The sequence below is a fragment of the Mesorhizobium sp. USDA 4775 genome, assembly GCF_054062655.1.
Genome location: NZ_JBSSFM010000001.1, coordinates 5,059,392 through 5,071,941 on the forward strand (window position 1 = coordinate 5,059,392; position 12,550 = coordinate 5,071,941).

The 12,550-nt window shown below is 64.7% G+C and carries 12 protein-coding genes; 8 read left to right on the forward strand and 4 right to left on the reverse strand.

Features of this window, described 5'->3' with window-relative positions; genetic code table 11:
• The first annotated feature begins 10 nt into the window (after positions 1 to 10).
• Positions 11 to 1,291 (forward strand): cytochrome-c peroxidase, encoded by a 1,281-nt coding sequence (locus ACVILI_RS24735; protein ID WP_038652989.1) that lies wholly within the window; start codon positions 11 to 13, stop codon positions 1,289 to 1,291.
• Between the two features lie 162 nt (positions 1,292 to 1,453).
• Positions 1,454 to 3,889, forward strand: coding sequence for a putative bifunctional diguanylate cyclase/phosphodiesterase (locus ACVILI_RS24740; RefSeq protein ID WP_038647957.1), 2,436 nt, complete (start codon positions 1,454 to 1,456; stop codon positions 3,887 to 3,889).
• Between the two features lie 39 nt (positions 3,890 to 3,928).
• Here ACVILI_RS24740 and add read toward each other — a convergent pair whose 3' ends face one another.
• Positions 3,929 to 4,921, reverse strand: a complete 993-nt coding sequence (gene add / locus ACVILI_RS24745) for an adenosine deaminase (protein WP_038647959.1) — start codon at positions 4,919 to 4,921, stop codon at positions 3,929 to 3,931.
• Between the two features lie 112 nt (positions 4,922 to 5,033).
• The gene (locus ACVILI_RS24750) at positions 5,034 to 5,738 is read right to left on the reverse strand and encodes an SDR family oxidoreductase (protein ID WP_038647962.1); all 705 of its coding nucleotides are present in this window, start codon (positions 5,736 to 5,738) and stop codon (positions 5,034 to 5,036) included.
• Positions 5,739 to 5,865: 127 nt separating this feature from the next.
• Between ACVILI_RS24750 and gcvA the strand changes: the two genes are divergently transcribed.
• Together gcvA and ACVILI_RS24760 are read left to right on the forward strand one after the other, a co-directional pair.
• Complete coding sequence (gcvA, locus tag ACVILI_RS24755) at positions 5,866 to 6,765, forward strand: transcriptional regulator GcvA (protein WP_038647965.1); 900 nt, start codon at positions 5,866 to 5,868, stop codon at positions 6,763 to 6,765.
• A gap of 188 nt (positions 6,766 to 6,953) precedes the next feature.
• Positions 6,954 to 7,463: a DUF2867 domain-containing protein gene (locus tag ACVILI_RS24760; protein ID WP_019859343.1), complete on the forward strand. Its 510-nt coding sequence runs from the start codon at positions 6,954 to 6,956 to the stop codon at positions 7,461 to 7,463.
• 91 nt (positions 7,464 to 7,554) lie between these two features.
• On the opposite strand, the gene ACVILI_RS24765 is transcribed toward ACVILI_RS24760, so the two are convergent.
• Positions 7,555 to 8,016, reverse strand: coding sequence for an Lrp/AsnC ligand binding domain-containing protein (locus ACVILI_RS24765; protein WP_019859344.1), 462 nt, complete (start codon positions 8,014 to 8,016; stop codon positions 7,555 to 7,557).
• A 132-nt stretch (positions 8,017 to 8,148) separates the two neighbouring features.
• On the opposite strand from ACVILI_RS24765, the gene ACVILI_RS24770 reads away from it, so the two are divergent.
• The 3 genes from ACVILI_RS24770 (at position 8,149) to ACVILI_RS24780 (ending at position 11,105) form a co-directional block, all read left to right on the forward strand.
• Positions 8,149 to 9,144, forward strand: a complete 996-nt coding sequence (locus ACVILI_RS24770) for an ornithine cyclodeaminase family protein (RefSeq protein WP_019859345.1) — start codon at positions 8,149 to 8,151, stop codon at positions 9,142 to 9,144.
• A gap of 147 nt (positions 9,145 to 9,291) precedes the next feature.
• Entirely contained in the window at positions 9,292 to 10,425 is a 1,134-nt protein-coding gene (locus ACVILI_RS24775; RefSeq protein ID WP_019859346.1) for an NAD(P)/FAD-dependent oxidoreductase, read from the forward strand.
• On the forward strand, positions 10,422 to 11,105 hold the full coding sequence (locus ACVILI_RS24780; protein WP_019859347.1) for a YoaK family protein: 684 nt from the start codon (positions 10,422 to 10,424) through the stop codon (positions 11,103 to 11,105). The genes ACVILI_RS24775 and ACVILI_RS24780 overlap by 4 nt, the downstream gene beginning before the upstream one ends.
• A gap of 3 nt (positions 11,106 to 11,108) precedes the next feature.
• Here the strand turns inward: ACVILI_RS24780 and ACVILI_RS24785 are convergent, their stop codons facing one another.
• Entirely contained in the window at positions 11,109 to 11,573 is a 465-nt protein-coding gene (locus ACVILI_RS24785; RefSeq protein ID WP_038647968.1) for a MarR family winged helix-turn-helix transcriptional regulator, read from the reverse strand.
• Positions 11,574 to 11,694: 121 nt separating this feature from the next.
• On the opposite strand from ACVILI_RS24785, the gene ACVILI_RS24790 reads away from it, so the two are divergent.
• Complete coding sequence (locus ACVILI_RS24790) at positions 11,695 to 12,510, forward strand: p-hydroxycinnamoyl CoA hydratase/lyase (protein ID WP_019859350.1); 816 nt, start codon at positions 11,695 to 11,697, stop codon at positions 12,508 to 12,510.
• The last annotated feature ends 40 nt before the right edge of the window (positions 12,511 to 12,550 follow it).

A 12,550-nucleotide genomic window follows, 5' to 3' on the forward strand; every position in this document is an offset into this window, starting at 1 on the left:
CCTGGAACGCATGACGACAGGACGAGGCAAACGCCTGATGATCGCGGCCGCTGCCGCATCGTTGTTCGGCTTTGCCATCGCTTTGCCGGCAACTCTTGTTCGCGCCGGAACCGGCAGCGTCCAACCCGGCCCCCTATCGCGCGCCGACGCCTTTGCCCGGGCGCAAGCGCTGACCGCCCTTGGCCGCAAAATGTTCTTCGATCCCGCTCTCTCGGCTTCGGGCAAGCAGGCCTGCTCGTCCTGTCATGACCCGCGCCACGCCTTCGGTCCGGCGTCGGCAGATCCGGTCGAGATGGGCGGTCCAAACCTCGACCGACCGGGCGTGCGCGCCGTGCCGTCGCTGCGCTATCTCCAGGCGGCGCCCTCTTTCACCGAGCATTTCTACGATTCCGAGGACGAGGGCGACGAGAGCGTCGACAATGGTCCGACCGGCGGCCTGACCTGGGACGGCCGCGCCGACCATGGCAAGGACCAGGCGAAAATCCCCCTGCTCTCGCCCTTCGAGATGGCCAACAAGGATGAGGCCGCCGTCACCGCCGCCTTGCGCAAGGCCGCCTATGCCGATGAGTTCAAGGCGGCCTTCGGCGACGACGTGTTCGACCACGCGGGCGATGCCTTCGACGCCGCCGCCGAGGCGCTCGGCACGTTCGAGCAGAGCGCTGCCGACTTCTACCCCTATTCCAGCCGCTACGACGCCTTCCTCGCCGGCAAGGCTGAGCTGACGGCGCAGGAATTGCACGGCCGCGCGCTGTTCGAGGACGAGACCAAGGGCAATTGCGCCAGTTGCCACTTGAGCGAACCGGCCAATGACGGCGAGCCGCCGCAATTCACCGACTTCGGCCTGATCGCTATCGCCGTGCCGCGCAACGCGGCGCTTCCCGCCAATGCCGACCCCGCCTATGCCGATCTCGGCCTGTGCGGCCCGCTGCGTACCGACTTCAAGGGACGGACCGAATATTGCGGCCTGTTCAAGACGCCGACCCTGCGCAACGTCGCGCTGCGCAAGAGCTTCTTCCACAATGGCGCCTTGCACACGCTGCGCGACGCGGTCGCCTTCTATGCCAGCCGCGACACCGATCCGGGCCATTGGTATCCCAGGAATGCCGACGGCACGGTCAGGAAATATGACGACCTGCCAAAGGCTTACTGGGGAAACTTGAACCAGGATCCGCCCTTCAACGGCAAAAAGCCCGGCGACAAACCGGCGCTGACCGATGCCGAAATCGACGACATCGTCGCCTTCCTGGGCACGCTTACCGACGCCGACCAGCAGGCGGGCCCAGCGAACTGAACCGCCCTACCCGGTTTGGCCTGTTCGCCGGTGAAAAGAAGGTGCCTCGATCTACCGGATCCGATGCGCCGCAACGCCTGGGACCGGTAAAGAAGGACACATCCCATTAGCGCTTCCTAAACCGCCTTGCGGTATTCCTCGTCACTCGATGGTGGGACGCAGATGAACGCATTCAGGCGAGCGGCCGGATTTGTTGTGATCCTGTTGACCGGGGCGGCGACGCTGGCGGCGTTGCATATCGATGCCCAGCGCAACTTCGCGCTGGCCAAGGAGCGCTATGTCGAGAACTCCCAGGCAGCTTCCAGAGCGACGGCCAAGACCGTCGAAGACGCCTTGCGGGCCGTCTACGAGAATGTGCGCACCCTGAGCTATCTGCCGAGCGTGCGCAACCTCGACCGGCATGGCACGAACCTTGGCGATGAGGGCCGCGCGACGATCCAGCAGATCTACAACAACCTCGCCAACAACGTCTCCATTTCCGAGGTTTACTTCCTGCCGGTGGATTTCAGCCCGGACCGCTTCGATGCCGCGACCGGCAAGCTCGAGGAGCCGATCCTCCAGTTCGACCAGTTGATCGTGAACGCCAAGGCGAGATCCGATGCCGCCGGCAGCGACAAACAGGCGAAGCTGGACGAGAATGCACTGACCCGCCCGCCGGAGGAGATCGAGACCTACGAATACCATGAGCTGGCCAAACAGCTCGCCTGGCTGAAGACGAACTATCCGAATTCGAGCGCCATCGACGGGTTGAACGTGCCGATCATCGGCACGAAGGAGCTCATCACCTGCGACAACACCGATTTCATCCATACCGGCAATGACGCCGATCGCTCAGGCTTCATCCTTTCGGTCCCGGTCTTCGGCCAGGATGGCAGCCTGCGCGGCTCCGTCTCGGCGATCATGCTTACCTCGGCGCTGCGGAAACTGTTGCCGGGCAGCGACTACGTCATCGTCAATTCAGGCTACGGTTTTGAATCCGACCAGCACAAGATGTCGACGGCCCTGGCGGCGGATTCACGGGCCTTCACGGCGGCCGACCCCAATCTGATCTATTCCGAAGTCATCCCGCTCTCGCTCAACGATCCCAGGAGCGCATGGCGTCTTTGGGCCGGTTTCCCCAACAGCCGGTTCGACAACAACATGGACGTCCAGTCCGTACGGGAATTCGAACTGGCCGGTTATGCGGCGGTCGCGTTGGTCACGCTGCTGGCGCTGGCATGCTGGTACGCGATCGGGCGCACGATGACGATGCAGGTCGAGGCCGCCGAGACCCTTGAGCGTCGGGTCGAGCAGCGCACCGCCCAGATCCAGCACCTGGCCACGCATGACATTCTCACCGGCCTGCCCAACCGAGGCCTCCTGGCCGACACGATGGACGAGGCATTGCGAAGCCTCAGGGACGACGAGAAGCTGGCCGTCCATTGCGTCGATCTCGACCGTTTCAAGCCGGTCAACGACACGCTCGGCCATCCGGTCGGCGATGAGCTTCTCGGCGCGGTGGCGAAGCGGTTGAAACACCATGCCGGCGAAACCGCCATGGTCGCCAGAATTGGCGGGGACGAGTTCGTCATCCTTCAGCTCCTGCTCGACGGCGACGACGAGGCCGGCGTGCTGGCAAGCCGCGTCATTCATGCCTTGTCCGACGAATTCTCCATCCAGGGCCACAAGATCAACATCGGCGGCAGCATCGGCATCGCCGTCTTCCCCGACGACGGGCAAAGTTCGGAAACCCTTATCCGCAATGCCGACCTTGCCTTGTACAAGGCAAAGATGGAGGGGCGCGGGACCTGCAGGTCGTTCGAGCCGGGAATGGACGCAAGGCTGCAGGAGCGGCGCCAGCTCGAGTCCGAACTGGCGCTCGGCGTGAAGAAAGAACAGTTCGTCCTGCATTATCAACCGCTGCACGACGCAAAGACCTCGCAGCTCACCGGCTTCGAAGCGCTGGTAAGATGGAACCATCCGCGCCTCGGCCTGCTGCCGCCGTCGGAGTTCATCCAATTGGCCGAGGAGACAGGCGCCATCGACGCGCTTGGCGAGTGGATCATGCGGCGTGCCTGCGCCGACGCCGTGAAATGGCCCCTGCCCGTCAAGGTCGCGGTCAATCTTTCGCCGGCCCAGTTCAAGCAGCAGGGGCTGTCGCTTCAGGTTGCCGCGGCGCTCGCGGCTTCAGGCCTGCTGCCGTCACGGCTCGAACTGGAGATCACCGAGTCGGTGCTGTTGGCGAACAACGAAAACACGCTGAACACGCTGTACAGTCTGCGCGACCTCGGCATCTCCATAGCCATGGACGATTTCGGCACCGGCTACTCCTCGCTGAGCTATCTCAGGTCGTTCCCGTTCAACCGCATCAAGATCGACCGCAGCTTCGTCAGCCTGATGTGCGAGAGCAGCGAAAGCCGAGCGATCGTCAAGGCCGTCGCCGAACTCGGCACCACGCTTGGCATGACGACGACCGCCGAAGGCGTCGAGACAGAGGACCAGTACAGGCTGGTCAAGGAGAATGGCTGCACGGATGTCCAGGGCTGGTATTTTGGCCGCCCTATGCCGGTCTCCGAGCTTCATGCGCTATTCGACCAGCCGGAAGCCCTGACCGCGTAATCAGCCAGACGGCATGATGGCGAAAATCGGCAGCGGCCGCTACCTCCGCCAGGCCGCCAGATCGGTCAGGATCCGCGCCTTCAGCGCCGGATCGGCGTAGCTCGCCTGCACCGATGTCGCGGCGAGATGGCGGATGGTTTCGTCGTCCCAGCCGAAGGTCTCGGCGCAGGCGGCGTAGGAGGCTTCGAGCGTGGTGTCGAGCAGCGACGGGTCGTCGGTGTTGATCGAAACCGGGACACCGGCCTTGCGCAAGGCATCGATCGGATGTTGCGCAAGCGAGGGATAGACGCCGAGCGCCAGATTGGAGACCGGACAGACACCCAGGGGAATCTGCCTCTGCGCCAGCAAGTCGACGAGTTCCGGGTCCTCGATCGCCCGCACCCCATGGTCGATGCGGTCGGCGCCCAGCAATTCGATGGCGTCGCGAACCCCTTCCGGGCCGCTCGACTCGCCGGCATGAACGGTGCGCCGCAAACCCGCCGCGCCGGCCCGGCGAAACGCCTCGGCAAAGCGTGGGCCGGTACGGCCGGCGGCCGCTTCGTTGCCGTCGATCGACAGGCCGACGACACGCCTGTGCCTGATCCTGCTCAGCAACTCCACCAGCTCGAGTGATTCCGCCGCCGACTGGGTGCGAAGCAGGCTGACGCAAAGCCCGACCGGCGGGTGACCATCCTGTTCGGCGGCCGCGAAACCCGCATCGAACGCGTCGATCATCCCCGCAACGTCCTTGTGCCAGTGCGGCCAGTGCGTCGGGTTGACGATGGCGTCGGCGTAGCGCACGCCGCTCCGGCCCATGCGCTGCGCGAACTTGTAGGCCGTGGTGGCGAGCTGCTCGCGGGTACGAAAAGTCCCGCACAACCAGTCGAGCATTTCGAGAAAGCTCTTGAGGTCATGGGCTTCGAACAGCCTGTCGCGCGGCGCGCGTAGCGGAATGCCGGCTTGCTCGCAGTTCGCGATCAAATCGTCGGCCTCGAAGCAGCCCTCGATGTGGATGTGCACTTCGGCTTTCGGCAATCCGATGAAGTCGGTCAATGACGTCTCCCCTCTTGGCAGGAATCATCAAACCATGAAATGGCTGGTACCGATTTCAAGAAATGATTGAAAGAATTGCGCATGGGCCGCGAGAGTGGCGAGCTCCGAAGCCTCACAACGCCCTTATAACACCCCCATCCACGCGGATGTTCTGGCCGGTGATATAGCCCGCCCCCTCCGAAGCCAGGAACGCAATCGTCGCGGCGACCTCCTCTGATGTGCCGTAGCGCTGCATCGGCACGTTGTCGCGGCGTTCTTCGACGGTCGGCAGGCTGTCGATCCAGCCCGGCAGCACATTGTTCATGCGCACATTGTCCGGTGCATAAGTGTTGGCGAAGATCTTGGTGTAGGCGGTCACTCCGGCGCGGAACACGGCGGACGTCGGGAACATTGCGTTCGGCTCGGCCACCCAGGCCGTCGAGATGTTGATGATCGCCCCGCCCTTCTGCTTGATCATGTGCGGCGCCACGATGCGCACCGGCCGGATGACGTTCATCAGATAGACATCCATGCCGGTGCGCCACTGCTCGTCCGTGATCTCCAGGATCGGCGCGCGCGGCCCGTGGCCGCCGCTGTTGACCAGCACGTCGATGCGGCCAAAGCGCTCCAGCGTCAGGTCGGCGAGGCGCTGCAAATCGTCATTCGACTGGTTGGAGCCGGTGACGCCGAGCCCGCCCAACTCCTTGGCCAGGGCCTCGCCCTTGCCCGAGGAGGAGAGAATGGCGATCTTGAACCCATCCGCCGCCAGGCGCTTGGCCGCCGCCGCCCCCATGCCGCTGCCGCCGGCCACGACAACAGCCACTTTTTCTACACTCATCGGATTTTCCTCTCAGGGTTGGCAGGCACCGCAACCGGTGTTTTCGGTATTTGGACGGTGATATACCTGGTTTTATCACCCGGTTCGAACCAGAATGCCTGAAATCAACCAGTAGAAAAACTCCTGCATGCCCGAAGCCTTCCTCAGCCTGCCGCCATTGAATGCGCTGCGCGCCTTCGAGGCCTCGGCGCGCCATCTCAACTTCCGCATCGCCGCCGAGGAGTTGAACGTCACGCAAGGTGCGGTAGCCCAGCACATTCGCGGCCTGGAGACCCATCTCGGCGCGAAACTGTTCGAGCGGCTGCCGCGCGGCCTGGCGCTGACCGATCAGGGCCGCGCCTATGTGCCCAACATCCGCCGCGCCTTCGACCTGATCTCGGAGGCAACCCAGCTGTTGCGCCCCGAACCGGCACGTCTGACGATCAGCGTGACGCCGAGTTTCGCCACCAAATGGCTGATCCCCAGGCTGCAGGATTTCATGGCCGACAATCCGCTGGTCGACCTGCGCGTGCTGGCCAGCGAGAGCCTGTCGAGCTTCCAGGCCGACGGCGTCGACATCGCGGTGCGGCAAGGCCGCCCGCCCTTCGGCGCCGGCCTGATCGTCGACCTGTTGTTTCCCCAGCAGATCATCGCAATCTGCAGCCCGGCCCTGCTGCCTATCGGGACCGCCGAAATCCCGGCGGCCGAAATCCAGCATCACGTGCTGCTGCACGACGCGCACAATCTGTGGCCGGAATTCATGGAAAAGGCGGTCGGCCTGAAGATGACGGCCGAGCTCAAGCGCATGCGCTTCAACCAGACCAGCCTCGCCATCGACGCGGCCATCGCCGGCCAGGGCATAGCGCTGGCAAGCCGCTTCCTCGTCGCAGCCGATCTCGCCGCCGGCCGCCTGGTCCAGCCGGTCAGCGGCGAAATGCGCGGCACGCAGGATTTTTATGTCGTCATGCCGAGAAAGCAGCGCCATCCCGAACCGACACAGGCCGTGCGGCAATGGCTGCTGGATGCGGGGGAACGGCCGCCGGTCTAGGGCGTGTACTCATCAAGCGGCTTGCCGACCTGTGTCCGCTCACCCCCAAGCTGCGGAAGAGCGGACGTTGCCCGAGGTCGCGGAAGGGTCAACAGCAGAAGTTCCTCGACACGTTTTGATGGAGAGCCCGTTCGTGCTATTGGAATGCACCACCTCTTCGCTTCCATTCAGTCCGGGGCGGAACATCTATGACGCGCGTTGCTAGAGTCGATTTGCCGCAACATTCCGCGCTTAGGCCGCTCTACGCCGAGGCAGGCTTCGCTGACGCATTCGCGATCGATCTACCAAGCAATGCGACCGGCGACGCCGAGCGCCTCGCCGCCCATATGCTTATGGGTCAGGCGCGGTGGGTTGGCTGGCTAATAGCTCTAAGGGACACTTTGGTTGCGGGGTTTGGTCTCAAGACATCGTCTGCGTTGCGCGATGACGTTGCGACCGACAGGATCGATTTCTTTCGGGTCTACGATCGGCGGCGTCACGAGATTGTTCTTGGCGAGGACGATCGCCATCTCGACTTCCGTTTGTCCGTTTTGGTTGAAGAGTCCGCTTTGCGCCGTCGACTTGTCGCAACAACGGTCGTGACCTTCAATCATTTGGGAGGGCGGGCCTATATCGCGGGAATTGCGCCTTTCCATCGCCTGATCGTAAAATCGTCTTTGCGTCGAGCCGAGCGATCGGGCTGGCCATCTGAGCTGTGAGGTCGCGCGCCGCCGGCTGGACCAAATTCGGTACGTCTGCTTTCGGGCGTATAGCGTCCAGGCTACGGCTCGGCGCTAGCGAGTCCGCGTCCTAGATCGGCAGCAGCGCGTCCGGCTTCACATTGGCGATCGAGGCGTAGGTATGCGTCTCCCTGACGCCGGGCAGCGGCAGGATCACCCGCTGCAGGAAATCCTGGAACATCGCCATATCGGCGATGCGCGCCTTGACCAGATAGTCGAAGCCGCCGACCACCATGTGGCATTCGATGATCTCGGGCGCCCGCACAACCGCCTCGGCGAAGCGGTCGAAGACATGCGGCGCCGTATGATCGAGCCGCACCTCGATGAAGACGAGTTGTGCCTGCCCGATCCGGGCCGGGTCGAGAACGGCCCGCACCGCCCGGATGAAGCCTTCGGCGAACAGCCGCTTGATGCGTTGCGCCGCCCCGGTCGGCGACAGGCCGACGCGGCGGGCCAGATCGAGCGTCGTGCGACGGCCATCCTCCTGCAGCAAGCGCAACAGCGAGCGGTCGATACGGTCGAGATCGTCCATTTTTTGAATTCACACTTTCCGGCCACGGATAGCGCAATTATCACGCAAAAATCGCGAAAACAGCATATTTCATCACGCTGTCGAGTGGCAATACCGTTGGCGGGCAACGCAACCCGACCAAAGGCAAATCCCATGATATCAGCCACACCGACCACCCGCAGTGCTCAGACCAAGGGCGACACAGCTGTGCTCATCCTGAGCGAAGGCGAGGTGAAAACATGCATTGACCTGCGCCGGCTTCTCGATGCGTTGGCGGAGGGCTTCAAGGCATTGTCCCGCGGCGAGATCGTCAATCCAGCGCGGCCACAGCTCGACATTCCGCAAGCCGGCTATTCGCTGGCGATGCCGGCCTGGATGGCGGGCATGCATCTGACGGTGAAGATCGTCAACGTCTTCGAAGGCAACATCGCCCGCGCGATCCCCAGCCATCTCGCCACCATCCACCTGTTCGACCCGCAAACGGGCATGCCGGTCTGCGTCATGGACGGCACCTATATCACCGCCGTGCGCACCTCCGGCTCGGCCGTGCTCTCGGTGCGGGAACTGGCCCGCCGCGACGCCAGGGTGGCAACGGTGGTCGGCGCCGGCGTGCAGGCCGGCCAGCACTTGCACCTTTTGCCGCTGGTGCGGGACTTCACCGAAATCCGCGTTGCCTCGAAGGAGTTCGCGGACGCGCAAGCACTGGCAGCGCTGCATCCGGGCGTCGTCGCCGTCAGCGATCTGGAGGCCGCGGTGCGCTCGTCGGATGTCGTGTGCCTGGCCACGCATTCCTACCAGCCGGTGATCGCCACCGAATGGCTGCGGCCCGGCACGCATGTCTCGTCGGTGGGCGTCGCCCCGCCCGGCGGCGAACTGCCGATCGAGCTTGTCGGCCGGGCCAGCCTGTTCGTCGAGACCAGGGACGCCTTCGCCCCTACCCCGGTCGGCTCTTGCGAACTCGATGGCATCGATCCGCAAACCGGAACCGAGCTTGGCGAGATGCTGCTTGGGCTGCGGCCGGGAAGGACCAGCGCCGACCAGATCACCGTCTACAAGGCCATGGGTGTTGCCATGGAGGACCTGGTGGCGGCCGACCTTGCTTATCGCGAGGCGGTTCGTCGAGGATTGGGGCGGGCTGTGGCCTTGTAGAGGACGTTGCCGATCAGCGGAGCCAGCGCTGCCCTCACTGCCCTGCCGGCCATTTCTCCCCTTGGAACGGGAAGAAATGGCTGCGCAAACGACCGAAGGAAGGTCGCGCCGTTTGACTGGATACGAAATCATTTTTACGACTGCTGGATGCAGTCGAATCCTCCCCAAAAAATCGTCGTCATCGGTGGTGGCATTGCCGGCCTGTCGCTTGCGGCGGCCTTGCGGGATTGGGCTGAAGTCACCGTCCTCGAGCGCGAGCCACATCTTGGCTATCACGCCAGCGGCCGCTCCGCCGCTTTGTTCACCGAGACCTACGGCAACCGGCTGGTGCGGGCGCTGACGCTGGCCAGCCGGCAGGCAATCGTCGAAGGCGGCTTCATCGCCCATCGGCGCGGCGCGCTGCATGTCGGCTGGGCTGGCGACGGCGCCGCGATCGACAAGCTGGCCGATGAATTGCAGGCACTGGTGCCCAGCGTGCGCCGCCTGTCGTCGGCCGAACTCCACGCGCTGGTTCCCGCCATTGCCGCCGAAGCCACTTGCGGCGGCGCCTATGAGCCGGACGCCGTGGATATCGACACCGGCAAGATGCTGGCGGCCTGCGCCTCGGCGCTGAAGGCCGGCGGCGGCACAATCCGCACCGGCGAGGAGGTGCGCGCCATTTCGCAAGACGGCGGCGGCCTGCGCGTGGAAACGAGCGCCGGTGTCTATCCAGCCGACATCGTCGTCAACGCCGCCGGCGCCTGGGTCGATGTCGTCGCTGGCCTGGCGGGGCTTTCCGGCCTCGGCTTCCAGCCCAAGCGACGCACCGCCTTCCTGTTCGATCCGCCCGCCGGCACCGACATCGCCAGTTGGCCGCTGGTGGTCGACTTGCACGAACAATTCTACTTCAAGCCCGACGCGGGCAGGCTGATCGGCTCGCTCGCCGACGAGACCGATTCCGAGCCTTGCGACGCCTGGCCGGAAGATATCGATGTCGCCATCGCCGTCGACCGCATCGAGCAGGCGACGACGATGCGCATCGGCCGTCCGTCGACCCCATGGGCGGGCCTGCGCACCTTCGCGCCGGACCGCACGCCGGTCGCCGGCTTCGACCCGCGCCTGCCCGGCTTCTTCTGGCTCGGCGGCCAGGGCGGCTATGGTTTCCAGGTGTCGCTGACCTTGGCCAGGCTGAGCGCGGCGCTGATGCGCGGCGAGCCCCTGCCGGAGGATGTCACGGCACTCGGCGTCACCGCCGCGGCGCTGGCGCCCTACCGCTTCCTGGTTCCGGCGACGGCGCCATGAAGCCCACACTGCCGCTGCTGCTGAGCCTCAATGGCGGCTATGTCGACACGGCCGGCTTCCTGGCGCTGCAGGGCCTGTTCACCGCGCATGTGACGGGGAATTTCGTCACCCTCGGCGCTTCCCTTGTGCTCGGCATTTCGGGCGTTCTGGCAAAGCTGCTGGCGCTGCCGGTGTTCTGCATCGTCGTCATCCTGACCCGGCTGGCCGGCGAGCATTTGCGCCGGCGCGGACATCAGGCGCTCGGGGTCCTGTTAGGAACCAAACTGGCGCTGCTTGTCATCGGCGCCGCGTTGGCGATCCGCTTTGGCCCCTTTGCCAGCGGCGACAGCGCGGCCGCCATCGTAACCGGCATGGTGCTGGTCGCCGCCATGGCGATCCAGAACGCGGTGCACCGGGTCCACCTGGCGGCCGCCCCGCCCTCGACGCTGATGACCGGCACCACCACCCAGATCATGATCGATCTCGCCGACCTCATCGGGGGTCCGGTACCGGAGGCTCGCCCGGCACTCATTGCCCGCCTGCGGCGCATGGCGGCGGCGGTCGCTGTCTTCGCCGCCGGCTGCGCGGCCGCCGCCCTCGGCTATGCCTACGCCAATGTCTGGTGTTTTATCGTTCCGCCGGTGATCGCACTGCTCGCCCTGATGCTGCGGCTTTCCGCGCCGGACGAGGAAGCCAACTAGCCCTCACCCTTCCTCCGTCCAGATCAGGCGCAGCAGGCGCAGCAGCGTCGCCCGCTCCTTCTTCGTCAGCTTTTGCAGGAACCTGTCCTCGTGCCGGCGAACCTGTCGCCGCCAGCCAGGCATGGCCTGTCTGGCCGCCGGCGTCAGGGTCAGCATCCGCACGCGCCTGTCCTCGGCATGGTCGTCGCGCTCGACCAGCCCGCGCTCTTCCAGTTCGGCAAGCAGCGGCGCCATGTTGGCACTCTTCATGCCGAGAAGACGGCACAGTTCCGCGGCGCGGATGCCAGGCCGCTCGTCGATCAGCGCCAGCATGCCGTAGGTGACCGGGCGCAGGCCCGCTTCGGTCAGTTCGACCGCGAAATCATTGAGCGCGAAAGCCGAGGCCCGCTTGAGATTGTAGCCGACCTGCGCATCGAGCGCGTCGTCGGGCATCATTTCTGGCCCGGTGTGAGGCTGGGTTTCGTCCATGCCAACCGATCGCCGCGACGCCGGCTCTTGTCAAGCGAAAAAGACTATGCGACATAGCGATCTAGATAGCTATGCTCCATAGCAATTCCCATGACTGTGGTGGAAGGGGAGGATACCGACCATGACCGATGAAACCGTGGCCTTCGACGTCGAGAACGGCATCGCCTGGGTGCGCTTCAACCGACCGGACAAGCGCAATTGCATGAATCCGGCGCTCAACCGACGCATGATGGAGGTTCTCGACGAACTCGAGTATCGCGCCGATGTCGGTGTGCTCGTGCTGTCGGGCGAAGGCAGCGCCTGGTCGGCGGGCATGGACCTCAAGGAGTATTTCCGCGAGACCGAAGCCAAGGGGCTCGGCGCCATCCGCAAGGCGCAATCCGAAGCCTATGGCTGGTGGCGGCGCCTGCGCTGGTACGGCAAGCCGACCATCGCCATGGTCAATGGCTGGTGTTTTGGCGGCGGCTATGGCCCGCTCTTCGCCTGCGACCTCGCCTTTGCCGCCGACGAGGCGCAGTTCGCTCTGTCCGAGATCAACTGGGGCATCCTGCCCGGCGGCGGCGCCACCAAGGTGGTGGTCGACCTGCTGTCGATGCGCGATGCCATGTACCACGCGCTGACCGGCGAACTCATCGATGGCAGGAAGGCCGCCGCCTGGAAGCTGGTCAATGAAAGCCTGCCGCTGGCGCGGTTGAAGGCGCGGGTCACCGAGGTCGCCAACATCCTTCTGAAGAAGAACCCGATCGCTCTGAAGGCCACCAAGGACGCCATCCGCCGCGTCGGCGAAATGACCTATGACAATGCCGAGGACTATCTGGTCCGCGCCCAGGAGGCGGCCAACTCGCACGACAATGAGGGCCGCAAGGAAGGCATCCGCCAGTTCATCGACGAGAAGAGCTACAAGCCGGGCCTCGGCACTTACGACAAGGCCAGATGACGCGACAAGCCAACGACGCGAGCCATCGACGCAATCTGGG